The sequence below is a fragment of the Carnobacterium maltaromaticum DSM 20342 genome (assembly GCF_000744945.1).
Classification (GTDB): Bacteria; Bacillota; Bacilli; order Lactobacillales; family Carnobacteriaceae; genus Carnobacterium; species Carnobacterium maltaromaticum.
In genome coordinates, this window is sequence record NZ_JQMX01000001.1 from 1,685,589 (window position 1) to 1,710,865 (window position 25,277).

Annotated in this window: 16 protein-coding genes, 3 tRNA genes, 1 rRNA gene and 1 pseudogene; 3 read left to right on the forward strand and 18 right to left on the reverse strand. The window is 34.1% G+C overall.

The annotated features are described in order from the left end of the window. Nucleotides 1-23: 23 nt before the first annotated feature. The 3 genes from BR77_RS08095 to BR77_RS08105 form a co-directional block, all read right to left on the reverse strand. Nucleotides 24-2,207 carry a Tex family protein gene (locus BR77_RS08095; protein ID WP_010049800.1) on the reverse strand — a complete coding sequence of 728 codons (2,184 nt, stop codon included), beginning with the start codon at nt 2,205-2,207 and terminating at the stop codon, nt 24-26. Nucleotides 2,208-2,362: 155 nt separating this feature from the next. Continuing rightward, complete coding sequence (locus tag BR77_RS08100; protein WP_010049799.1) at nt 2,363-3,523, reverse strand: cation:proton antiporter; 1,161 nt, start codon at nt 3,521-3,523, stop codon at nt 2,363-2,365. A 104-nt stretch (nt 3,524-3,627) separates the two neighbouring features. After that, nucleotides 3,628-4,362, reverse strand: a complete 735-nt coding sequence (locus tag BR77_RS08105) for a metallophosphoesterase (protein WP_010049796.1) — start codon at nt 4,360-4,362, stop codon at nt 3,628-3,630. 295 nt (nt 4,363-4,657) lie between these two features. Here BR77_RS08105 and BR77_RS08110 point away from each other — a divergent pair, with 295 nt between their 5' ends. The 3 genes from BR77_RS08110 to BR77_RS08120 are packed head-to-tail and all read left to right on the forward strand — an operon-like array spanning nt 4,658 to nt 7,468. Continuing rightward, entirely contained in the window at nt 4,658-5,518 is an 861-nt protein-coding gene (locus tag BR77_RS08110) for an efflux RND transporter periplasmic adaptor subunit (RefSeq protein WP_010049794.1), read from the forward strand. 15 nt (nt 5,519-5,533) lie between these two features. Further along, nucleotides 5,534-6,226: an ABC transporter ATP-binding protein gene (locus BR77_RS08115; protein WP_010049790.1), complete on the forward strand. Its 693-nt coding sequence runs from the start codon at nt 5,534-5,536 to the stop codon at nt 6,224-6,226. A gap of 15 nt (nt 6,227-6,241) precedes the next feature. Continuing rightward, on the forward strand, nt 6,242-7,468 hold the full coding sequence (locus BR77_RS08120) for an ABC transporter permease (protein WP_015075553.1): 1,227 nt from the start codon (nt 6,242-6,244) through the stop codon (nt 7,466-7,468). A gap of 154 nt (nt 7,469-7,622) precedes the next feature. Here BR77_RS08120 and BR77_RS08125 read toward each other — a convergent pair whose 3' ends face one another. The 15 genes and pseudogenes from BR77_RS08125 to BR77_RS08195 all read right to left on the reverse strand — a co-directional run bounded on the left by BR77_RS08125 (nt 7,623) and on the right by BR77_RS08195 (nt 25,224). Then, nucleotides 7,623-8,405, reverse strand: coding sequence for an ABC transporter (locus BR77_RS08125; RefSeq protein ID WP_015075552.1), 783 nt, complete (start codon nt 8,403-8,405; stop codon nt 7,623-7,625). After that, on the reverse strand, nt 8,402-9,070 hold the full coding sequence (locus BR77_RS08130; protein ID WP_016356317.1) for an ATP-binding cassette domain-containing protein: 669 nt from the start codon (nt 9,068-9,070) through the stop codon (nt 8,402-8,404). Before BR77_RS08130 ends, BR77_RS08125 begins: the two co-directional genes overlap by 4 nt. Nucleotides 9,071-9,939: 869 nt before the next feature. Continuing rightward, nucleotides 9,940-11,331, reverse strand: coding sequence for an L-cystine transporter (locus BR77_RS08135; RefSeq protein ID WP_010049787.1), 1,392 nt, complete (start codon nt 11,329-11,331; stop codon nt 9,940-9,942). 249 nt (nt 11,332-11,580) lie between these two features. Next, nucleotides 11,581-12,708, reverse strand: a complete 1,128-nt coding sequence (locus BR77_RS08140) for a GGDEF domain-containing protein (protein WP_035064530.1) — start codon at nt 12,706-12,708, stop codon at nt 11,581-11,583. Between the two features lie 245 nt (nt 12,709-12,953). After that, nucleotides 12,954-14,762, reverse strand: coding sequence for a glutamine--fructose-6-phosphate transaminase (isomerizing) (glmS, locus tag BR77_RS08145; protein ID WP_015075548.1), 1,809 nt, complete (start codon nt 14,760-14,762; stop codon nt 12,954-12,956). Nucleotides 14,763-15,196: 434 nt separating this feature from the next. Continuing rightward, nucleotides 15,197-16,555 (reverse strand): phosphoglucosamine mutase, encoded by a 1,359-nt coding sequence (gene glmM, locus BR77_RS08150; protein WP_015075547.1) that lies wholly within the window; start codon nt 16,553-16,555, stop codon nt 15,197-15,199. 79 nt (nt 16,556-16,634) lie between these two features. Next, complete coding sequence (locus BR77_RS08155) at nt 16,635-17,777, reverse strand: CdaR family protein (protein WP_015075546.1); 1,143 nt, start codon at nt 17,775-17,777, stop codon at nt 16,635-16,637. Next, on the reverse strand, nt 17,774-18,616 hold the full coding sequence (gene cdaA, locus BR77_RS08160; protein WP_010049781.1) for a diadenylate cyclase CdaA: 843 nt from the start codon (nt 18,614-18,616) through the stop codon (nt 17,774-17,776). Before cdaA ends, BR77_RS08155 begins: the two co-directional genes overlap by 4 nt. A gap of 108 nt (nt 18,617-18,724) precedes the next feature. Beyond that, a complete protein-coding gene (locus BR77_RS08165) occupies nt 18,725-21,322 on the reverse strand; it encodes a YfhO family protein (protein ID WP_080732541.1) in 2,598 nt (865 codons plus the stop codon). A gap of 346 nt (nt 21,323-21,668) precedes the next feature. Continuing rightward, a tRNA-Lys gene (locus tag BR77_RS08170) sits at nt 21,669-21,741 on the reverse strand. 16 nt (nt 21,742-21,757) lie between these two features. After that, nucleotides 21,758-21,873 (reverse strand): 5S ribosomal RNA (gene rrf / locus BR77_RS08175). 100 nt (nt 21,874-21,973) lie between these two features. Then, nucleotides 21,974-22,045: transfer RNA gene (locus BR77_RS08180), tRNA-Gln, on the reverse strand. A gap of 4 nt (nt 22,046-22,049) precedes the next feature. Next, nucleotides 22,050-22,133, reverse strand: a tRNA-Tyr gene (locus BR77_RS08185). A gap of 263 nt (nt 22,134-22,396) precedes the next feature. Beyond that, nucleotides 22,397-23,359: pseudogene (locus BR77_RS08190) on the reverse strand (L-lactate dehydrogenase). A gap of 422 nt (nt 23,360-23,781) precedes the next feature. Further along, nucleotides 23,782-25,224: a glycoside hydrolase family 1 protein gene (locus BR77_RS08195; protein WP_015075544.1), complete on the reverse strand. Its 1,443-nt coding sequence runs from the start codon at nt 25,222-25,224 to the stop codon at nt 23,782-23,784. Nucleotides 25,225-25,277 lie beyond the last annotated feature (53 nt).

The window sequence follows — 25,277 nt, forward strand, 5'->3', positions numbered from 1 at the left end:
TCACAACTTTTTCCACTACTAACTTATTTTTGTTCTTGATTTAACATTGTTAAGGCAATTCGACCTTTTTTCAGATCAATTGAATCCACCCACACTGTTACAACATCTCCAACAGCTACGACATCAGTTGGATGTTTCACATAGCCATTGCTTAATTTAGAAATATGCACCATACCATCTTGCTTCACACCAATATCCACAAATGCACCAAAATCGACGACATTTCGAACCGTACCTTGTAATTCCATACCGGCTTTTAAGTCTTCCATTGTTAAAACATCTTTGCGCAATAATGGAGCTGGTAATTCATCACGCAAATCGCGCCCTGGTCTAGATAAAGCTTCAATCATATCTTTAACGGTTTCTTTCCCTAAGCCAGTTTGGTCTGCAACTTGTTGGAAATTCAATTTAGCTAAAGCCTCTTTAGCCGTAGTACTTCCGACATCTTTTAAATCCAACTCTGCCATTGCTAGAATTTCTTTTGCCTCTTTATACGTTTCTGGATGAATTCCAGTATTATCTAAAATATTTTTCCCATCTACAATTCGCATAAATCCAACCGCTTGCTCGTATGCTTTAGGTCCTAGACGAGGAACTTTTTTCAACGCTGCCCGACTTTCAAAACGACCATTTTCATCTCGATAAGCTACAACATTCGTTGCAGTTGTTTTATTTAAGCCTGCTACATGTTGCAACAAAGGCGCACTAGCTGTATTAACATTAACGCCAACTTGGTTAACCGCTGTTTCCACAACAAACTCTAAACGTTCTTCTAGTCGTTTTTGTGAAACATCATGTTGATATTGACCAACTCCAACTGCCTTTGGATCAATTTTAACTAATTCAGCTAACGGATCTTGCAAACGACGAGCGATACTTACAGCACTTCTTTGCTCAACCTGCAAATCAGGAAACTCTTTACGAGCTAAATCACTAGCAGAATAAACAGAGGCGCCAGCCTCGTTCACAATCACATAATAAACTTCTTGATCAATTTCTTTTAAATTATCCACAACAAATTGCTCAGATTCACGACTAGCTGTACCGTTTCCAATCGCGATCATTTCAATCCCAAAATCTTTAACAATTTTTTTAAACTTCGTTGCTGCTTCACTGCGCGCACTAGCTCCAGCAGGTTTATGGGGGTAAATCACATCAATATCAGTGACTTTTCCTGTTGGGTCTATAACTGCTAACTTACACCCTGTACGGTAAGCTGGATCTAATCCCAAGACCATTTTCCCTTTTAAAGGGGCTTGTAATAACAGATTACGCAAATTCTCGCCAAAGATATTGATTGCTTGTTCATCTGCTTTTTCTGTTAATTCGCCACGGATTTCACGTTCAATTGCTGGGCCGATAAAACGTTTATAACTATCTTCATAAGCTCCCACAATATACGGTGTTGCTGGTGAATCTTCATTTTTGATTAGCTCTCGTGCAAAGTATTTACCGATTCTTTCTTCATCCACTAAAACAGACACTTTCAAGATATCTTCTTTTTCACCACGATTTAGAGCTAGAATACGATGAGAAACTAGCTTGGCAACAGGTTCACTAAACTCATAGTACATTTCATAAACGCCTTTTTCATCTTTTTCGGCATCTTTAACTGCACTCGTCACAATGCCATTTCGCATCGTAAATTCTCTAATCCAAATCCGATACTTAGGCTCATCACTTATACTTTCTGCTAAAATTTCATGAGCGCCAGCCAAAGCTTCTTCTACTGTTGTAACTTCTTTTTCAGCATCTAAATAGTTTTGCGCTTCTTTTTCCACATCAACATTCATTGGAAAAGTCAGCAACCATTTCGCCAACGGTTCTAGCCCTTTTTCTTTAGCAATCGTCGCTTTTGTACGGCGTTTTTGTTTGTATGGACGATATAAATCTTCCACCAACTGCATTTTATCCGCTGTTTCAATCGATTTTTGCAACTCAGGAGTTAATTTACCTTGCTCTTCAATAATGCGTAATACTTCGCCTTTACGTTTTTCTAAATTTTGTAAATACGTATAGCGATCTTCAATCTCACGAATTTGGACTTCATCCAAGGTTCCCGTCATTTCTTTTCGATAACGCGCAATAAAAGGGACTGTGTTCCCTTCCGCTAACAAGTCTAAAACGGTTTTTAATTGTTTATCACTATAAATTTTTAATTCTTTCTTTAATAGTTGTAAAATTGTTGCATCATTATTTTCAGCCATCGTTTTCTTCCTCTCTGAATTCAAGCTACATCCTCTATTTTAGCACAGATACTTGGTTTTTGTAATCTCTCACTATCCTAGTCTTTTATTTTTTCTTCCTTCAATTAAAAAACGACTTGAACAAAATAAGTAAGTTCAAGTCGTTTCCTATTTTTTTACAATCGTAAACTTTCATCTTGCTTAACAATCGTATATTTCAGTAAGAATGGGGCAATCACCGTAGTTGCTATCACTACAACAATTACGGAAGAATAATAGGTTTCTGATAACAAATTAGATTCTAAGCCTATTTTGCCAATAATCAAAGCCATTTCACCTCGTGATACCATTCCAGCACCAATGACTGCAGCAGACTTCCAATTAAAGCCAGTTATTTTAGCACCAATTGCTCCACCAACCAATTTAGTTAATACAGCAATAGCCGTCAATACTAAAATAAATAGCCATTGTTTGCCAATACCGCTGAAATCCATATTCAATCCAATACTCACGAAAAAGACTGGAATGAATACTGCATAGCCGATCGGTTCAATTTTCTCTTCAATTGTATGTTTATATTTCGTTTGAGATAACGCAATTCCTGCAAAAAAGGCACCAATGATACTGCCCATTCCCATCAAGTCGGCGAAATAAGAGAAAGATAAACAAATAATTAACGCCATTGTCACTACTGACTCAATCATCAATAATTTACTTGAAATCTTCATTAAGGTTGGGACTATCCACTTAGATAGTGCAAATACAACTATGAAAAAGATTACTTTTCGGATTAAACTTTCCCCTAAAGGTTCATCAGTTCCACCATTTGTATGGAAGAGACTCACTAAAATTCCTAGTAAAATTACGACAACAATATCATCAACAACTGCTGCACCTAAAATTGTTGCGCCTTCTTTTGTATCAACTTTTTTCAAATCTTTTAACACTTGAACTGAAATACTAACTGACGTTGCACTGAATAGAACGCCTAAAAAAACCGAACTTTGAAAACCTAACTGAAATAAACTCCCAGTCAGAAAACCAAAAGTAGCTGGGAAAATAATACCTAATAAAGCTACTGATAAAGCTGGTTTCCAATATTTTTTCAGTAAATTCAAATCACTTTCCAGACCAGCAATAAACATTAAGATGACCACACCTATTTCTGAAAAATAATGAATAAATTCATCTGGTTGAATCCAACCTAATAATGCTGGACCAAGAATAATACCAACTAAGAGTTCTCCTATTACCGCTGGGACGCCAATCCGATTACAAAAATGTCCAGCAAATTTAGTGAAAACTAATATCAAACACAACGAACCTAAAAAAGCCATTTTACTCCTTCTTTCTTTTCTTCAATTTACTTAATTATCTTTATTACTGTACTTTAAAAGTATAGTATAGCTCTCCTAGAGAGTCAAAGTTTACCCAGAAATAGTTAGACTAATCCATCCCAAACGTAACCAGTATTTTCAAGAATGATATCTTCTTCTAACTTATCTGAACTAAATAAAACACCATGTAAAACACCGCCATAAACGGCTCCACCATCAATCCCTATTTTGTGATCTTTTATCCACAAATCCGTTGTAACATTATCCCCGTTTAAAGATGGTGTAATCGTATGGCCGAATACAATTATTTTTCCCGTTTTATTTGGTGCTATATGGAAGGGTTCGCGAATCCACATAAAATCATGATCGCTCGTATTTCGCCACTCTTTCTTAGACAAATCTACTCCAGCATGAACAAATAAATAGTCCTCCCATTCAAAATACAAGGGTAAATTTTCTAAAAATGCAATTAAATCGGGATAATGACTTTTGACCATCATACTCATTTCAGTTGGAGAATAATCCCCATTTAGCCCAGGATGTAGTAGACTTTCTAGTGTTCGCATCCCACCATTTAAGCAATAGTTTTCATATCTTTCCTCAGGATTTTCCAAAAAACGTAACAATAAGTCTTCATGATTCCCTTTTAAGTAAATTGCCCCATGTTCTTCAACTAATTTTTTTCCTAATAAAAAGCACGCTTTTGGATTTTCACCACGGTCCCCTAAGTCACCAATTAAAACTAATTGTTGTTTTTCAGGATTCCAATTAGTCAGCATTTTTTCAAATAATTGAATTTGCCCATGGATATCTCCAATCGCAAACACTTCTTTTTTCATAGCCCGCACTCCCCTATACTATATTTTAAAACCATCGTTGCCATTCCCTCATTTACTAGTATACTCCTTTTTCTAACATTATTAAAAAAAATTGTTTTCTTACTCACTATTTATTCTGTGAAAACAAGCACATATACTAGACACATTTTATCAAAAAAGCTATAATATGAAACATGACAGACTGTCATTATCTAACTATATAAGAGTCTTTAAATCAGACTAAAGTCCCTTAAGTACTAAGATGATACATGTTATAATGCGAAAGTAGAATTTAGTTAAAGGAAGGATGAATCATATGAACTGGAAAAAAATAATTGGGTGGTTAATTGCTCTTGCTGCCTTAGGATTTATTGGATTTAGTGTTTTTGGACCAAAAGAGAAAGCAAAAGCACCGACAGTAGAAACCACCACTGTCAAAGAGGAAAACATTGTTGAAACACTTTCGACAACTGGAACTTTACAACCCAATGCCACACAAAATGGCTTCGGAACTGGTTTAGTTAGTGAAGTTAATTTTGCCGTTGGCGATAAAGTTGCAAAAGATGATGTCATTGTTCGTTACCTTGATGGAACCACAATCACAGCAACAATTGACGGGACGATTACAGCCTTAAATGTAAAAAAAGATCAAGTTGATTTAAATACTCAAACTGGACAGCCAAGTGTCACAATTGATGATTTAGGCAATTTAAAAGTAGCTATTTTATTATCAAAATCTGATGCTAACTTAGTCAAAGTTGACCAACCAGTAACTCTTACTAGTGGAAATACAACTTATACTGGGAAAGTTAGTGCACTAGATCCAGTTGCAACCACAACCACTGGCGCAACAGGAGCAACAACAGCATTAGGTGGAACCATTACCTTCGATACTCCGCCAACAGGTTTATTTGCTGGATTTGAGATCGATGCTGATATTACAACAAATACTGCTGAAAATGCCTTAACAATGCCTATTGAAACGTTGGTATATGATAAAGAAAATAAACCTTACGTCTACATTGTTAAAAATGATAAAGCTAAAAAAGTTGAAATTGAAACAGGTATTCAATCCGATACTAAAGTTCAAATTATTAAAGGCTTAGAAAAAGGCCAAAAAGTCATTATTTCTCCTGCAGATAGTTTGAAAAATGGCACAGCCGTCACCGTAAAATAGAATGGAGTGAGCAAAATGATTGATTTAAAAGATATTGTTAAAATCTATCGTACCGGTGGCGAAGAACTTGTTGCACTAAAAGAAATCTCTTTGCATATTGCGGAAGGCGAATTCACTTCTATTATGGGACCAAGTGGTTCAGGTAAATCGACGATGATGAACATTCTTGGTTTATTAGACCGCTTTGATAGTGGTACCTATATTTTAAATGGCCAAAACGTAACTGGTTTAAGCGACAATGAAAGTGCTCATGTTAGAAATAAAGAAATTGGCTTTGTTTTCCAATCTTTTAATCTAATGCCACGTATGACGATTTTAGAAAATGTAGAATTACCAATGGTTTATGCTGGAATTCCAGCTAAAGAACGCAAAGAAAGAGCACTGAAAGCTTTAGATCGAGTTGGCTTAAGTGATCGGGTTAAGCATCGTCCAAATGAAATTTCTGGTGGTCAAAAACAACGGGTTGCGATTGCTCGTGCGATTGTAAATACTCCAGCTGTTTTAATGGCTGACGAACCAACAGGAAACTTAGATTCTAAAACAACTCTAGAAATTATGCGTATTTTCCAAGAGTTGAATGCTGAAGGAACAACAATCGTAATGGTTACCCATGAGCCCGAAGTAGCTGCCTACACAAAACGAATTGTCTCCTTTAGAGATGGTGAAATTCAAGATGATCAGCCCCAAATAAATCAAAAACTAGTCTAAGAAAGGAGAGCTTTTATGAATATCAAAGAAAATTTTAAAATGGCTTTGGATAGCATTTTTGCCAATAAAATGCGCTCCTTTCTAACGATGCTAGGAATTATTATTGGGATTGCTTCGGTAATTGCCATCTTAGCTGTCGGAAATGGAGCAACAAGTGAAATTACAGGAACCTTTGATGATTTAGGTGCTTCAACTATTTCATTAAGTGTTGATAACAAAGCAACAAAAGGTGACTACTTAACAAATGCTGATATTCAAGCATTGAAAAATGGAATCCCTAAAATAGAACGGATTTCACCTGATAAAAATCTAACGGGAACCTTGAGTACAGGTGATGAAAATCGAATGGCCATTGCCTTTGGTGGAACTCCCGATATACAATATGTCAACCAGGCTATGGATAAAACAATTGTATATGGTCGTTTCTTTAATCAAAACGAATACCAAGATAGTAAAAATGTTACTGTAATTAGTGAAGATACCGCTGCGGCTCTCTTCAATGGACGCAAAGATGTTGTAGGGGAAACAGTCAACTTAACCACTCAAGGCGGAACAAATCTCAGCTTGAAGGTTATCGGTGTTGTCAAAGGAACTTTCAGTAAAATGCAAGGCTCTTTCGATACTTCTAGCATGCCTGTTTACTTGGCTATGCCAATTACAACTATGGCAAAATTAGATTCTTCAGCAACTAATTTTACAAGTTTAACAATTCAAGTTGCAGATAAAAACGATATTGAATCTGTCTCTAAACAAATGGTTCGTTTACTAGAAACACGCCATGACGCCGTTGGAAAAGACTTATATACAGCTACTAACTTCTTACAAGCACTAGACCAAGTCAATAATGTCTTAGGACTATTTATTAACTTTATCGCTGCTGTTGCTGGTATAGCACTATTAGTCGGTGGAATTGGTGTTATGAATATCATGCTTGTTTCTGTTACAGAACGAACTAGGGAAATTGGAACCCGTAAAGCTCTTGGAGCAACAACTAATACTATTCTTTTCCAATTTCTAATGGAATCAGTTATTCTTTCCTTAATAGGAGGAATCATCGGATTGATTTTAGGTATTCTATTAGCCAATGGTGTTGCTGGAGTATTAAATATTGTCCCAAGGATTACACCAGGTGCCATTTTACTAGTCTTACTCTTCTCAAGTGCTGTCGGTGTATTCTTCGGAATTTACCCAGCTAGAAAAGCTGCTAAACTAGATCCAATCGAAGCTTTACGTTATGAATAAAAATAGCAGAAAAGGGTAAGAAGTTTTTAACTTCTTACCCTTTTCTGCTATTTTAAAAGATAATTTGTACATTTTTCAATTTTGCTTAAACTCTGGAAAGATATCATTGCAACTATATTATCTGATCATAGAACACTTTTAAATTATTAACTGACTAAAAGCTATCAAAACTACCTTGTGTTCTTTCTTTTTTCAAAAGTATATTAAATATTAATATACCTACTACTAGCCATAATGAACATACACAGATATAAATAATAAATAGATAGCTATCAAATACCCCTATTGAAAATAAATTTCTACTTATATCAATCCCTGAAGTAAAAGGTATTATATAGATATAATTAGGTAAATTTAATATAAGTGTATTTGATAAAAACAGTAAAATTGCAGAAACAATCGATACAAATTGTCCGATGCTTTTTTCTTTTAAAGCAAAGCCTGCAAGAATTAACCCAACACCGTACATTCCGATGATAGACGGTATTGTGAGTACTATTGAAAGAAGAATAAATGGAATATGTGTAAATTCTATATATCCAATGACTAATGAGATTAGGCAAGCAAAAAACAATACAATAATACTTTCTATTATAGAAACTAAAACAGAAAAAAATGAAAGTACAGGATAAGGAATAATTCCCTGTAATTTTACCTCTAGCATACCAGATTTAGCATCACCAACTATTATTGATGATGAATAGCTGAGGGCTATATTGGAAACAGTCCAAAAAATGTACCCAATGAGTAATAATATAGGTCCGTCACTAATTTGAACGTTATAGAAATCAGAAAAATTGGAAGCATCATTAAATATTATTATACCAAGGTACAATGCCAAAAATGTAATAATGTCTGATATAATACTTTTTCGGTATCGAAATAAAATTATGACATCTGCTTTCATGGTTCCAATAATTGAATAAAGAAACTTCATAAATTTCCTTCTCCTTTCATTATAATAGTTTTGCTTTTGTTAACATATATTTCTTCTCCCATTAATTTTTTTTTGATGTCTTGATCATGTGAAACCAGAATAATTTTCTGTTTTTTTTCATTATTTATTTTAATTAAAATATCTTCTAACAGGCCTAAATTGTATGTGTCCAATCCAACTGAAGGTTCATCCAGAAGGAGTACTTTACAATTTGAACAAAAGGCTGATAATAAATGAATTTTCCTTTTTTGGCCGGTAGATAATTCCTCTACTCTTTTATCTAAAATTTCTGTTGCATCAAACAAAGTAGCATAATATTTTAGTCTATTTGTAATCACTTCTTTTTTAGAACCTTTTAATGAACATAGATAATAAATATTTTCTCTACCTGTCAATTTGTAGGTCATCCCTCTTTCTGTTGCAGGCATGTAATAGCAATTTTCTTTACTCCACTTAAAATAATTGACATTACTCTCAATTTGAAATTCACCAGAATCTACCATTAATATTCCAGAAATTATTTTCATTAAGGTAGATTTTCCTGTACCATTTTCTCCGGTAATAAATGCAATAAGCTGATTATCAAAATCAATCATTAAATTTTGTTGATAAAAAAATATATTTTTCCTAAAACTTTTTGTTAAGTTAATAATATTTAGTTTCATAAATCCTCCTCTGGTAAAAGATTGTATATATACATTTCTGCTAGTAGATATTTTTTTCATTACAACATAATTAAGTATATTTAGATATGCGACAAATTTATGATAATATTTAAAAGCATCAGTCTCAGTGACTAAACAATATAGTCCAACTATTAGATTTGTTTATTAATTCACAATGTTTCAGCAAGAAGAACTATAAAAATATAGTAGGGTCCTAGATATTCATCCATAATTGAGAACAATTTACTGTTGAATGGTATTATTTTGTAATTACTTTTGATAAGTAATAACTCTCTATTTGAACTATTCTCTAACTCAAGAATAATTGAATTGTTTAATCATCAGCTCTTTTCTAATTAAAATATTTAAATCATTACGAGTTGCAACATCTACAGATTAAATTTCTTCAAAGGAATATTTATGTTCTTCTTCCATTGAACTTAGAAGTAGCATATATTTAAAAATCAAAATTTAAAGGTAAATTAAAATCTACAACTGGCATTGAAAGACTCTTTTCTCATTTATTTTGTATTTTTCAATTAAGCCACCTTTCTTATTGTCTATTTAATATATCTGAAATTTCTAATAGAAAATAGCATTTTGATTTCAAAAAATAATTAAATAAACAAAATCATTTTATAATCAAAAAACCATCAACTGTTAATTAAATTATAATCCTTCTTTTTATTTTGTCAATTAACTTTTTCAAATTTAACTAAATATCTTGGATACATTTTATTAGAGCCCTTAAATTTTTCAAAACATTTGAAAAATAGGAAAATCCCCACAAAGTAAATAGATACTTTGCAGGGATTTTCCTATTTTTCTGCCAGAGTTTAATGGCTCAAAAGAGCTTTTTACACTCTATTCTATATTGAAGATTCGATTACTGCTGCTTCATCATTTAAAACTGTTTCATCAAATTCTTTAATTCTTTTTGATGTTACAATTCCAGCAATCATGCTATCACTAACGTTAACTAGCGTTCTTGCCATATCAATTAATGGCTCTACTGAAATAACTAACCCTACAATAGCAATTGGTAAATTCAATGAACCAAGTACGATTAATGAAGCAAAAGTTGCTCCACCACCAACACCAGCTACACCAAATGAACTAATCGTTACAACAGCAATGATAGTTAAAATATACAGCGGACTGAACACATCAATTCCGACTGTTGGAGCAACAATAGCTGCTAACATAGCTGGATAAACACCAGCACATCCGTTTTGACCAATGGTAGCACCAAAACTTGCAGCGAAGTTAGCACTTGCTTCATCAACACCTAAAGCTTTTGTTTGTGTTTCAATGTTTAAAGGAATTGCTCCAGCACTTGAGCGTGAAGTAAAAGCAAAACCTAAAACTGTTGAAGCTTTTTTAATGTAGCTTAAAGGATTAACTTTAACTACCAACAAAATTAATAAATGCATAATAAAGACTACTGCTAAAGCTGAGTACGAAGCCAAAACAAACTTACCTAAATTCCAAATTGCTCGTACATCACTTGTTGCTGTTACTTTAATCATTAATGCTAAAATTCCATAAGGTGTTAAACGTAAAACTAACGTAACAATACGCATTACAATTTTATATAAACTATTAATCAACTTAGCGAAAAATTCGCCCGTCTCTGGATCTTTTTTATTGACTCCCATATAAGCAATTCCGATAAATGCTGAGAAGATGACAACAGCAATCGTACTTGTTGAACGACTTCCTGATAAATCAGCAAAGACATTTGTTGGAATAAAACTAACTACTTGTTCTGGGATACTTAAATTTTCTACTGCTTCTTGACGCTCACCTAACGCTTCAATTCTAGCCGTTTCAGCCTCGCCTTGGACAAATGTTGCACCATCCAAATTAAATATAAACACACTTAAAATTCCAATGAGTGCTGCTACTGCTGTTGTTGCTAATAATGTTCCAATCACGGTGAAACTAATTTTACCTAAATTCTTCGATACACCCAACTTAGTAAATGCACCTACAATTGAAACAAAAATTAGTGGCATAACTAACATTTGTAGCAATGAAACATATCCATTCCCAACAATGTTAATCCAACTAATAGCTCCAATCGTCACTTCACTTTCTGCACCTAAAATGACTTGGATTATGGCACCTAATACGATCCCTGCTCCTAACGCTGAGAAAACACGTGTCGAAAATTTCACATGTTTCTTTTGCATCCAATAAAAGCCATAAATAGCCGCTGCAAATAAAGCTAAAATAATAATAATGTAAAGATTTGTCATAAATAAATCCTCCCTTTGTTTTGCTTTTCCTATGACGGGAAAAGACTATCATCATAAGAGTAAAGGTCTCAGACAAGTCGCTTTTTCCAACGCTTGTCCTAAAAATGAGGATAAAAAAACATTTTTAGTGATTCAGTAATTTTACATTAAAAAAGTAAGTAACGCAATATAAATGCCTAACTTTCTTTTAATTGATTAAAATAACTCCTATTTTAATCAACTTTTTCACTTTATAAGCTAAATAAGTACCTATTCTTTCCAATAACTAACTTGATTACGTCCTAACTCTTTAGCCTGATAAAGAGCCTTGTCCGCTTTCATATAAAATTCTCTTTGATTCTCTTTTCCTACAGAGCATGCCACACCTAATGAAATTGATACTTTAATTCTTCGACCTTCATAATAAAAAGGATAGTTTGCTACAGCGTCACAAATTTCATTTGCTATTTTTAAAGTTTCTTCTAATGATTCATTTTCAATCAACAATGCAAATTCTTCCCCTCCAATTCTAAATACCCGATTTCCATAGTGTGTTACTGACATTTGTTTTAGCAGACTGGCTAACTCTACTAACACATAATTACCTGCTAAATGTCCATACGTATCATTTACTTGTTTAAAATGATCAATATCAAAAAGAATCAGATTACACTGATACTTATTTTTTTCAACCTGTTGAAAAAGAACTGGATAAAGTTGATTAAATGCTTTTAAATTTCCTAATTTTGTTAGTTCATCTGTTAAATTATCCGCCATTGTTTGAAAAAAATGTTCGGATAAATAAGCTAAATAGCGAACGCTAAAAAAAGTAATACTGCTAATAATAACAAAATTTAGATAGTCGGGTACCATGTAATCCAAAGAATAAACATGAACACCATCAAAATTAATAAAATAAACAGCAAACCAAATTGGAATTACAAAAAGACAACTTAAAAAAAAGAGTTTAATTTGATTTCCCTTAACTAGTTTCTTCGTTATAGCAACGGTCAAAAGAAAGACGCTAAAGGTAACGATATAAGCTACAGATACGAGTGTAATCCCATTAATAAAAAAGCTAAATACTCCTGCAAGAAAAACAGAAATAAAAGAAACACGAGCGCTAATAAAGATTGTTGGAAGCAAAATAATAACTAAGCGTAAATTACTATATAAATAGTAATAATTTTCTTTTTGCGACATGTACAACAAATAAATTGAAAAAATACTCATTATTATCCCAGAGCTCAACTCAAGTAAATAATGATATTTTTTTTCAGTCATTTTTTCTTTCAAAGTAACTCTAAAAATAGTTATCCACATAACTTGGATAAAAAATATGCCTAAAATTGATGTTGTCCCGGTAATATAAGGTTCCATTATTTTTAATAACTCCATTTAAGACACACCTCACATTCGTTTCAACTTTATTTTTTCTCTATTGTACCATTTCTACAATTACTTGTTTATAACAAGATGTAAGAAAATCCGTTTTGCTCAGAATAAACTGAAGGCACTTGTTGAAGTTTAAGACAGAGCAGGTTTTTAGAACCTAATTATAACAAGGTGTAAAAAATCTAAATTGCTCTTACTAGAAAAAAATAAGAACCCTTTTCAATAAAAAGGGTTCTTATTTTTATGCTTTATTCAACAGTTACACTTTTAGCTAGATTTCTTGGTTTATCAACATCATTTCCACGATGTAAGCTCGTATAGTAACTTAATAGTTGCGTTGGAACAACGCTCACTAATGGTGTTAACAATTCGTGTACTTGCGGTAAAACAAATTGATCATCTTCATGTGCTACATTTTCCATCGCTATGACTAAACTATGAGCACCTCTAGAGTTCACCTCTGAAACATTTCCACGAGTATGTCCTGCAATCGATTCTTCAGTAATAATCGCAATGACTGGCGTTCCTTCCTCAATTAAAGCAATTGTACCATGCTTCAATTCCCCAGCAGCAAAACCCTCTGTTTGAACGTAAGATATTTCTTTTAATTTTAATGCTGCTTCCATAGCAACATAATAATCTAATCCTCTACCTATATAGAAAGCATTGCGACTAATACTTAAATAATCTGCCGCCAATTCTTCTAAACGCTCTTTATCCGAGACGATCGCCTCCATCGCAGCTGCTGCAATCCCAATTTCATGGGCCATATCAACTGTTTGAGCCAAACCTTTAGCTTTACCTGCTATATCAGCTAAAATGGCTAAGACAGCAATCTGTGCTGTATATGCCTTCGTTGAAGCCACAGCAATTTCTGGACCAGCATGCAGCAATAAAGTAAATTGCGCTTCTCTTGATAATGTCGATCCAGGTACATTCGTAATAGTCAATGTTGGATATCCCATTTGATTTATTTTCACTAGTACTTGACGGCTATCAGCAGTTTCACCACTTTGTGTTAAAAAGATAAAGAATGGTTTTTTAGTCAGTAAAGGCATATTATACCCAAACTCACTTGATAAATGAACTTCTGTTGGAATTCCAGCCAAATTTTCAATTAATTGTTTTCCAGCCCAACCTGCATTATAGCTAGTACCACAAGCAACAATATAAACTCGATCGCTGTCTAATAACGTTTGAGTAATAGTTGAATCAATGGCCAACTTCCCATCCATTCCTTGATAATGTTGAATGATTTTTCGCATAACTGCAGGCTGTTCATCAATTTCTTTCAACATATAATAAGCATATGTCCCTTTTTCTAAATCATTTAAATCAATTTCAGCTGTATAAGATGCTCTATCTATCTTTTCTCCAGCCAGATTTTCAATTGAAATATCATTCTTAGTCACCGTAACAACTTCGCCATCCATCAGTTCAACAAATTGATTCGTCACTTGAATCATTGCCATGGCGTCACTACATACGGCGTTAAAATTTTCGCCTACTCCAATTAATAATGGACTTTTATTTTTAGCAACATAAATAGCATCTGGATTTTCTAAATCCATTAAAGCTAGAGCATAAGAACCTTTCAATGTAACAATCGCTTTTTTAAATGCATCTAACGTAGCTAAGCCTTCATTTTCAGCAAACCAAGCAATTAATTGAACAATGACCTCAGTATCCGTTTCACTAACAAAATCAACATCTGTCAAATAAGCGTCCCGCACCTCTCTATAATTCTCAATAACCCCGTTATGCACTAATGTAAATCGACCACTAGTTGATTGGTGAGGATGCGCATTATTAACACTAGGAATACCGTGAGTAGCCCATCGTGTATGTCCAATGCCTTTCGTTCCAGCAACATCGTCTGAAACAATTTTACGTAATGCAGCAATTCTGCCCTTTTCTTTAAATAAATGACCTGCTCCACCTTCATCAACTACATAAATCCCAGCTGAATCATATCCTCGATATTCTAATTTTTCTAACCCCTGCAACAATACTTCCTTCGCATCTTGCTCTCCAATAAATCCGACAATCCCACACATAAATTAAAATCCTACTTTCTATTAGTTGTTTTTTCGCTTCTAGATGCATAGAACTATTTTTGTTAGTAAGTTGCCTTACTTTTTTTTTAGTTCTTATAGACTACATTAGCCTAGAGCCATCCGCCGAATCCTTCGATAAGCTCTCTCCTCGTCACCTTCATCTTGTGGAATGTTCCTAACATGAAATAAAGGCCTGGCGCTATCCTTATTAAAATTGGTACACTACTCTCCTTTATATAAAATCACTAACTAGAAGCAAGATTAATATTAAACTATACCGATTTGTTTGTCAATAATAATCAACATCTTAAAAAATTGGTATACCTTCAAAACGAATTATACGTTACATGGAAATGTCCTTAAAATAGTCTGTTTTATGCGAAAAAAAGACGAAGTTATAAAAACTTCGTCTCTCAATTTATTCTATAAAATTTTTATTCTGCTAGACCAATTTCTTGTCTCACAACATCCGAAATTTTATCTACATATAAATTTACTTTTTCTTCTGTTGGTGCTTCGCCCATCACTCGTAAAAGTGGTTCTGTTCCACTTGCACGAACTAGAATTCGTCCATCACCATTCATCTCTTTTTCAACTTCATCAATAATCGCCTTAATTGCTGGCACATCCATTGCGCCATCTTTATCACTTACACGAATATTAACTAGTTTTTGTGGATAGTTTGAAACTTCCGCAGCTAGTTCAGATAATTTTTTACCTGTTTGTTTCATGACATTCAACAACTGAATTCCTGATAGCATCCCATCTCCAGTTGTATTATAGTCTAAGAAAACCATATGACCTGATTGTTCTCCACCAAAATTGTACCCATTTTTGCGCATTTCTTCAACGACATAACGGTCACCAACTTGTGTTTGTAAAGCTGTCATTCCTGCTGATTCAACCGCTTTATGGAAGCCTAAATTACTCATAACAGTCGCCACAATTGTATCTTTCTTTAAACGACCTTTTTCCATTAAATATTTTCCACAAATATACATGATTTTATCGCCATCAACAATTTGTCCTAATTCATCAACCGCAATTACTCGATCGCCATCGCCATCAAATGCTAATCCAGCATCTGCGCCTTTTTCTAAAACAAATTCAGCTAATTTTTCAGGGTGTGTTGATCCAACACCATCATTAATATTAATACCATTTGGTGATGCTCCCATCACATCAAAATCCGTTTCCAAGTCTGCAAATAAGCGATTTAATAACGGAGCTGTTGCTCCATTTGCACCATCTAAACAGACTTGAATTCCAGCCAAATCACTTGGTATTGTTTGTTGTAAAAATTGAGTATATTTTAATGATCCTTCTAAATACTCATCAACTGTTCCCAATCCAACTGCACTTGGTCTTGGCAAATCATCTATCTCATGATCTAATAATGCTTCTATTTCAAGCTCTTGTTCATCCGATAGTTTAAAACCGTCTGATCCGAAAAATTTGATACCATTATCTGGTGCCGGATTATGAGAAGCTGAAATCATAACTCCAGCTGCTGCACCTTGAACTCTAGTCAAGTATGCCACTCCAGGTGTCGAAATTACGCCTAGTTGCATCACTTCAATCCCTACTGAAAGTAACCCTGCAACTAGTGCAGATTCTAGCATTTGTCCTGAAATTCGTGTATCTCTACCAACCAAAACGCGCGGATGTGCTGTCCCTTCTGAATGCTGTGTCAATACATAGCCCCCAAAGCGACCTAATTTAAATGCTAACTCCGGTGTTAATTCAGAATTTGCAACCCCTCTAACACCATCAGTTCCAAAATATTTTCCCATATTTTAATTTCTCCTTTGTCATTTTAATCTGCTTGCGTTTAACCCACTAGAAACTTTTTCTATTTGTTAGAAAAAGGACTTAATCGGTTTCTTTACTAGATACTTGACTAGAATCTTTGCTGCTTGACTCACTCTCAGCAGAACTACTACTACTAGACTCACTACTCGATTCACTACTTGAGCTGCTACTTGACGACCCATTACCAGATTCTGGTGGTGGACTATTGCCTGATCCACCACTACTGCTACCATTGGAAGTATTACTAACTGTAATCACTACTTGAACGGTTTGAGGACTGACTGAACTAATTCCACTTGGTAAAGAAAGAGCAATTTCCTTGGTCGTTGTTTCCGTAATTCCTGTTACATCAACATTCACTACGAAATTAGTAAATTCATCTAAATCTGTACTTTTCCCTGCAACATTAATCGTAGAAATATCATTTTTCAAACTTAAACGATAAGTTTTGCCTGCAACAGGTGTACCTGTTTGATTTAAAGAAATCGGCAAATCTTTATTAGCGGCTATTACCGGAATTGTTACACTCACTTCACTTGGATTCACAACAACATCCAAACTGTTACCATCGGCATCCTCAACTTGAACCGCAACTTTTGTTTTGATATCTTTTTTCACACCATTTTCAACTGAAACGACAGCTTTAACAGTAGCAACTTTATCAACTTCAGATTCAGCACCTGAAATTTCAACAGTATTTTTATCTAAAACAGGTGTACCTGATTCATAGCCTCTAGCTAAAAGTGCATCATTAAATTCAACGTTCACATCAAATGTTTTCACTTTTTTATTTTCAATTGTTATTTTAGCTTCACTAGGAGTAACGGAAACCCCTAATTTGTCACTAAAACCTTCTGGAGTCAGTTGGATTGTATGTTCACCAACACCTAATTTAGTTAAGTTTTTCGCCACCACTTTAAAGTTTTGGGAAGTAACAGTTTGACTAATAATACTTTTTAATCCTTCTAATTTCACAGAAACCGTTTGAGGAACCCCTGAAACATAATATTTGTCGTGATCAACATCCACATACACAGGAACGTTAGAAATTACTTCACTCCCTCTTGGGTTTAAGCTACTTGCAGCATCATTTGTATTTAAAAGTCCATTTTTTTCAAAATTAACATATCCAAAAAGTAGCAATGAAAAGCCTAAGGCAACAATTCTAAGAAACCAAGGACTATTATAAATTTTTTCAATCATTTAGAGTCCTCCTTTTTAGAAAAACCATCAATGAAAACTTGGATAGGATTCTTTTTATGCTCTTCTTCCTTCACAACAATCTCTTTAATCAAATAATTTACGAACTCTTCTTGAGTTAAATCTCTTAAAAGCTCGCTATTGCGGGTGATACTGATTCCGCCCGTTTCTTCTGAGACAATAATCGTTACTGCATCGGTCACTTCACTCAATCCAATAGCAGCACGATGCCTTGTCCCTAATTCTTTAGGAATTAATGAACTTTCAGAAAGCGGTAAATAACCTGCTGCTGCTGCGATTTTATAGTCTTTGATAATCACTGCACCATCATGTAACGGAGTATTTGGAATAAAGATATTGATGAGTAACTCACCTGAAATATCAGCATCTAAAGGAATTCCTGTTTCAATATACTCATCTAGACCAGTTTCCATTTCAATTGAGATTAATGCACCAATACGACGTTTCGCCATATATTGCACTGATTTGTCTAATGCTTCGATTAAACGTTTTGTTGGGTCAACTTGGCGTTTTGTGCGGCCAAAGATAGCTCCTCTACCCAGATGTTCCAATCCACGACGAACCTCTGGCTGAAAAACAATAATAGTCGCAATAACTCCCCAAGATATCACTTGATCCATAAGCCAATCAACTGTTTCTAAATTGAGAAGAAAACTAACCATCTTAATTACAATAATGACAGCAATTCCTTTTAAAAGTTGAATTGCCTTCGTCCCTTTTAATAGTGTGATTAATTTATACACAAAAAACCATACAACTAAAATGTCTATTACATTAAAAAAGTTTCGCCACGTAAATAGTTGTGTCCAATCTATCGACATACATGCACCTCCATGATATTCTACGTGCCATTATTTTTTATTATACCATAATTTCCAATGATTCTTATGGTAAATCTTACTTTATAACCTGATTGCAACTGAATTTAATTAGTTGGCTCTGTTTTTTATTCGTTTTCTTTTTTGATACCAATCAACTAAACTCAAACTAACTAGACCAGCTAATGCACCGTAGCTAATAAAACTACCAATTTGAAATCCTTCTGGTGAATAATTTAATTCAATTTGGTGTTCCCCTTTAGAAACTGGAATCCCAATAAAATTTCCTGCAACTTTCTGGAGTTTAACTTTTTCACCATCTACGCTAGCTTTCCACTTTTCATCATACGGAATTGAAACAAAAAGTAGTTCATGATCTGATTGAACATTTACCTTACCTTCTACTTTGCTAGCTTTCCAATCACTAACTATCAAACGATTTTGCTCAAGAGTCCGAATAGTTTGATAGTAGGTGGAACCATTCATAGTCTGAACATTTTCACCTGTCATTTTTATTGTTTTTGAACTAGAAAAATCAAGTAAGATCTGTGTCCCCTTTTTAAAATCACCCAAGTCGAGCAATGCTTGATTTTTTATATTTACTCTTGGCACTATTTTTTCATGATTAACAAATACTTGAATTTTTTCTAGTCGATTATTTGGTAAATACAAATAAAGCGGACCATCTGCTTTCGCTGTTACAAAATAAGAATTTGGTGCTATACTCTGCATCACTTCCGCCGGTTCAAAAAGTGGCTGGTCGAATGCATATATGCTCTCAGCTAATGCATTTTGATTAGCAAATGGCTGGTTATCCTTCAATTTTACATCGGCAAATGCTAGTGGAACTGTGTAGCCAATACTTGTAGCCATACTCGGATTTTTAGGCACAATTTGTCCAAAATCACTTTTGACAATCGCGAATTCAGCTTCCTCTAGATTTGGCTCATCAAGGCTATACCTAGTATTAAATAAATAATCTAAAAATGGTGTCTGTCCAACATCACTAATCCGCCGTTCATTCCGACTAAATAGACCTAATCTAGCCAAACTTAATCTTAAATTTTCATTCAATGTAGAACTATAATAAGGGGTACTATTGTAGCTATAAAGGAAACTTTCATTGTAGCCATTATCCACTCCATTAATTGCATTTTCAATTCTAAATAAATCTGAATCTTTTGCCTTCATCTCATCGATTAAATAATTATAATTCGTCATATCACTACGGAAACGCGGTTCGTCAGCTAGCGGTGTTTCACCTAACATATTATAAAAATTAAATCCAAGCTCTAAAAATAAAGCTAAAAATAATACCCAATGACGTTTTTTCGAATTTCTAACCCAAACTAAAAGTAGCCCCATTATTAAAAATATACCTACTGAAATAAAAAACAACGACAATTGTAATGGCACAGCTGATTGAAAAGGTAAGTCTTTAAAGAATTGACTTTTCTTCACTAACCAAGGCAAAATTAACCAGCTATAGACATAACCGATAGCTAGTAATCCCACTAAACTCCCTGTAACTTTTAGAATCGTTTTATTCGATAGATCTGATCGTTTTTGCCAACTTTCATAAGCTAGAAAAATAAGGACAAAACTTAACATATAGGTATTTCTATACGGGAAACCTGCAGCTAGTTGAAACATATGCCAGACAGTGTTAAAGCTTTGCAGCCAAAAACTAAAAAAGAAAATAGCAATCAAAGAAAAACTCAACCATTTTTCTTTGCGAGAAATAGTTTTAATAAAAAAGTAACTCAATGCTAAAATCAATACAAAGCTACCAACGAAAATAGTAGGCAGATGATCCAAGCGACTATTAAAACCAGTATTTTCAAGACCTAATTGAACCAAAAAGTCCAAACCAAAACGTGGTATGGGCAGAAAAATATGCCAATCAACAGCGGACTTTCCAGTTTGTAACATACCAAGCGCTGCTGGAACTAAAATAAAGCCACTTAAACCTGCGCCAATCACAGAATAAACAATAAAATTCCGCCACTTTACTTTTGTTTGCTTAAAATACTCTTTAATAGTAGTAAATTCTGTCTTTTTTGCTGTCCAATAAATAAAGTAACATAATGCAAATAGACAAGACATATAGCCTAAATAGTAATTACTCACAATTACTGCAAATAAACTTAAACAATAAAACAATTTTTTATTTTGTTCAACTAAATAATGAATACTTAAGGCGAGTATCGGTAACCAAATCAAAGCATCTAACCACATAATATTATATAGATAAATACCTACAAATCCGCAAAAAGCATACGCTAAAGCAAAAAATAATTGCGCCCATTCAACTTTTCGGTACGTCTGACTCAAATAAAAAAATAAGCTTCCTGAAATAAAACAAATTTTCAGCATAATAACAATCGTAACACTTGTAGCTAAATAGGCGTTTGGAGTCACTAAGAAAAGGACATTGAAAGGACTCATTAAGTAATAAGCCGCTAAAGGTAAAAAATCATCCCCCATTCCACTAGAAAATGAATAAAGCGGACTTCCATCCCCAATAATCATTTCTTTAAAATAGGCAAAGAAAGGAACATATTGTGTGCCCAAATCACTGACTAATAAATTAGAGTCTCCAAACGGTGTCACTTTCATACTAAGAAAAACAGGAACTAAAATCAGCAAAGGTAAAATTAAACTTAATACCTGAAACAATATCTGCTTCCTTCTCGTTTCTTTATTCATCAAAAAACCTCAATTTCTATAAAATATCTTTAAAATTTTATTTTATTCTATCTAATTCATCCAATTGTCACTCACTCTTATTTTCAACCTATCGAATAACGGACGTTTGATACAGAATATAATTATACCATTTAGCTCTTAATATTTCCTAAAGAAACCTATTAAAATTAAAGAATTATTAAAACAAATTGGGAAGTACGCTTCTTCTCATGAAAAATAAAAACATTTTTCCGGTTTATATTCGTCCTTTATGCCCGATGCATACTATGGTTCTAAGCTGCTAAAGCAGCAAGAACCATAGCAAAAAAAAAGCGCCTACGACAATTCTGTCGTAAACACTTAGTGATGAGTCATGTAGGATTCGAACCTACGACCCTCTGATTAAAAGTCAGATGCTCTACCAACTGAGCTAATGACTCTAAATAATATACAAAAGACGGGCAACGTCCTACTCTTGCGGAGGGAAACCCTCAACTACACTCGGCGCTAAGAAGCTTAACTACTGTGTTCGGCATGGGAACAGGTGTATCCTTCTTGCTATCGCCACCAGACAATTTGTATTTATTTAGATTTTATCTTACTAGAATATTCATAAAAATTATGCATTTTTATTCGTATCTATCTACTATCTTAAACAGTAGATTTAAGTAACTGGGCTAGCTGGATTCGAACCAACGCATAACAGAGTCAAAGTCTGTTGCCTTACCGCTTGGCGATAGCCCAATAATGGTGGAGGGGGGCAGATTCGAACTGCCGAACCCGAAGGAGCGGATTTACAGTCCGCCGCGTTTAGCCACTTCGCTACCCCTCCATAATTAAGGAATATAAATTATAATACTACTCAACGAGAGTTATTATAACAGGATTGGTGAAAAATTGTCAATACTTTTTTTAAGTATTTAATGCATATTTATTTCAAAACTGCATAATTTGCAACAACTCCATTAGTATAATACAGATTCGAGTAGTTCGCAAGAGTTATTTTACAAATAATCAATTTTTTTCCAAATAGTTCTAAAAAGCTAAAGAAAAATGGCCAAAATACTGCCGATAAATTTCTTTAGCCTCGTCTTTTTATAATAGATTTTTAAATGCGTCTTCTTGCATAAGTCGAATCGTCGAAACAGATTCATGCATTTTTTGCTTTTATAAATCATTTAATGGAATTTCAATAATAGACTTAATTCCTTCTCGATTTACGACAGCTGGAGAACCAATATATATATCTTTTTCCCCATAAGCCCCATCCAAATAAACTGAGAGTGGTAAAATAGCATTTTCATCATCAAAAATAGCTTTTGTAATTCGAGCTAAAGCTATCGCAATCCCATAGTGAGTTGATCCTTTACGCTGAATAATCTTATAAGCCGCATCTCTGACATCTGTCACTAATTTAATTAAACTTTCCTCAGTCACTTCTGGATGCTCTCTCATCCACTCGTAAATTTGCAAACCACCTATATTAGCATGGGACCAGACAGGAAATTGCGTATCGCCATGCTCACCAATGATATATGCATGCACATCTCGGGCATCCACATCAGTTATCCCTGCTAAGGCTCCTCTAAAACGAGCACTATCTAAGGACGTACCTGATCCGATAACTCTTTGAGTTGGTAATCCAGAAAATTTCCAAACTGCATAAGTTAAAATATCAACAGGATTACTAGCTACTAAAAAGATTCCGTCAAATCCACTAGCCATTACTTGATCTACTATGATTTTAGCTATTTTAAAATTCTTTTTAATTAAGTCTAAGCGGGTTTCATTTTCAGCCTGTGCTGCTCCAGCAGTAATCACAACTAAATCCGCATCTTTACAATCTGCATAAGTTGCTGCATAGATTTTTTTAGGCGATGTAAAAGCTAGACCATCTGATAAATCTAAGGCATCTCCCTCACTTTTACCTGTGTCCAAATCAATAATGCCTAATTCACGACCAATATTTTGTGCAACTAAAGCAAATGCGTAACTAGATCCTACATCACCCGCACCAATCAAAATAATTTTTTCTTGATTTTTATCCGCTTGTTTCATGTTGTTCCTCCATTCTATATACTAGCTCCCATAGTCGTTTACATTCGACTTTACCTTCTATTAATCAGTAAAAATTAAACACTCTATAATTCAAGTTGAGAATACCATTTTTTTTACATGTAAGGCAACAAATTCGATTCCTACTTCCATTAAAGAAAACCCATAAATAAGATAAAAACAGAAAAAATGTCCTATGATTTAAGCCTAGTAGTCTGAAAAATATTTTCTTACGTTTCTAATTTATTTAATCAGCACATGGATCTAGCTCGATATTTATGTAACTTTTTGATCGTGTCGGTGATTTAGATAGTGGTTGAACTGTACATAAAAAACGTTTAAAGTATTCGTAAAGTCTACGATACTCTAAACGCCCTTTTCCATCATTCTTTTAATTGGAACATAATGACTTTTTTAACACCTTGTTAATTTTGTTCTCCATTTTTTTCAATCAACTCTTTAAACCAAAAATAGCTCTTTTTAGGAATACGTCTCAATGTCTTTTCATCATGTTCATCACGGTCTATATAAACCATTCCATAACGTTTTTGATATCCATTCAACCAACTTAATAAATCTGTATAGCTCCACGTACAATACCCTAAAACTTCCACACCATCTGTTAAAGCTTCTTGGATTGCCGATACATGTTGAGATAAATAATCAATTCGATAATCATCGTTAATCTGATCGTCTGACTCTAACGTATCAAAGGCTCCTAGTCCATTCTCTGTAATCAGGATGGGCAAATGATAGCGATTTTCAATTCGGCGTAAAGCTACATGTAAACCTTGTGGATCAATAGTCCAATCCCAATCTGTCGTTTCAGTATAAGGGTTTTGCACCGTTTTATACATTCCTGGAATTCCACTATCTTTTGACGTCCCTTTTTTTCCAGAAAAGTTCATTTCTGCTACTCCTACACCACCAATTAATGGATTGTATTCAACAGTAGTCGTTTGATAATAATTTAACCCCATAAAGTCAGGTTTTCCAGCTTTTAATAACTCCATATCCCCAGGTAAAATGGTTGGTGCTATTCCGTTTTCACTCAAATAGTGCATTGTCGCTTTAGGATATTCTCCCCAAACATAAACATCCATCCAAAAATGTGCCAACAACTCTTCTGCATTCTCACTTGCTAATACATCATTTGGATTAGGCGTTGCTGGATAAACTGGAGAATAAGCAAAACTTGGTCCTATTAATGCTTCTGGAATATTTAAAGCTTTAAAAGATTGAATAACCTTTGCGTTGGCTAAGTTAGCAATATGATTCACTTCATAAAATCGTTTTTCATCTTTAACTGCCGGAGGATGACTTCCATAACGATAGCCAAAACCAACAAATATATTTTGTTCATTTAAACTAACCCAATGCTTCACTCTATCCCCGTAACGTTTAAATAAAGTGACTGCATAGTTATTGAAATCTTCAATAACTTGACGATTTTCCCATCCACCATAAGCATCCATTAAGGCTTGTGGAATATCCCAGTGATACAAAGTCACGACAGGAACAATATTATAGCTCAATAGTTCATCAATTAATCGATCGTAAAAAGCTAAACCTGCCTCATTAATTTCCCCAGTTCCATCAGGAAAAATACGGCTCCAAGCAATTGAGAAACGATAAGCTTTTAGCCCTTGCTCTGCCATTAACTTAACATCTTCCTTATATCGATGATAGTGATCAACTGCAACATCTCCATTTGTACCTTGGAAGGTTGCACCAGGCACTTTAGCGTAGTTGTCCCAAACTGACTTCCCTTTACCATCTACATTCCAAGCCCCTTCTACTTGATAGGCTGCACTTGCGCTTCCCCATAAAAAAGTTGAAGGAAAACTAACTTTTTTTGAATAATCCATTTTAGACTCACTCCTCTATTCTTTATCTAACGTATTTAGCATCTATTTAAAAA

Excerpts from the sequence above, each read along its gene's own strand:
- BR77_RS08155 (WP_015075546.1), bottom strand. The coding sequence starts at position 17,777 with ATGATTGAAAAAATTTATAATAGTCCTTGGTTTCTTAGAATTGTTGCC.
- BR77_RS08120 (WP_015075553.1), top strand. The coding sequence starts at position 6,242 with ATGAATATCAAAGAAAATTTTAAAATGGCTTTGGATAGCATTTTTGCC.
- BR77_RS08140 (WP_035064530.1), bottom strand. The coding sequence starts at position 12,708 with ATGGAGTTATTAAAAATAATGGAACCTTATATTACCGGGACAACATCA.
- BR77_RS08195 (WP_015075544.1), bottom strand. The coding sequence starts at position 25,224 with ATGGATTATTCAAAAAAAGTTAGTTTTCCTTCAACTTTTTTATGGGGA.
- BR77_RS08115 (WP_010049790.1), top strand. The coding sequence starts at position 5,534 with ATGATTGATTTAAAAGATATTGTTAAAATCTATCGTACCGGTGGCGAA.
- BR77_RS08110 (WP_010049794.1), top strand. The coding sequence starts at position 4,658 with ATGAACTGGAAAAAAATAATTGGGTGGTTAATTGCTCTTGCTGCCTTA.
- BR77_RS08100 (WP_010049799.1), bottom strand. The coding sequence starts at position 3,523 with ATGGCTTTTTTAGGTTCGTTGTGTTTGATATTAGTTTTCACTAAATTT.
- glmS (WP_015075548.1), bottom strand. The coding sequence starts at position 14,762 with ATGTGTGGGATTGTCGGATTTATTGGAGAGCAAGATGCGAAGGAAGTA.
- BR77_RS08105 (WP_010049796.1), bottom strand. The coding sequence starts at position 4,362 with ATGAAAAAAGAAGTGTTTGCGATTGGAGATATCCATGGGCAAATTCAA.
- cdaA (WP_010049781.1), bottom strand. The coding sequence starts at position 18,616 with ATGTCGATAGATTGGACACAACTATTTACGTGGCGAAACTTTTTTAAT.
- glmM (WP_015075547.1), bottom strand. The coding sequence starts at position 16,555 with ATGGGAAAATATTTTGGAACTGATGGTGTTAGAGGGGTTGCAAATTCT.
- BR77_RS08130 (WP_016356317.1), bottom strand. The coding sequence starts at position 9,070 with ATGAAACTAAATATTATTAACTTAACAAAAAGTTTTAGGAAAAATATA.
- BR77_RS08095 (WP_010049800.1), bottom strand. The coding sequence starts at position 2,207 with ATGGCTGAAAATAATGATGCAACAATTTTACAACTATTAAAGAAAGAA.
- BR77_RS08135 (WP_010049787.1), bottom strand. The coding sequence starts at position 11,331 with ATGACAAATCTTTACATTATTATTATTTTAGCTTTATTTGCAGCGGCT.
- BR77_RS08165 (WP_080732541.1), bottom strand. The coding sequence starts at position 21,322 with ATGAATAAAGAAACGAGAAGGAAGCAGATATTGTTTCAGGTATTAAGT.
- BR77_RS08125 (WP_015075552.1), bottom strand. The coding sequence starts at position 8,405 with ATGAAGTTTCTTTATTCAATTATTGGAACCATGAAAGCAGATGTCATA.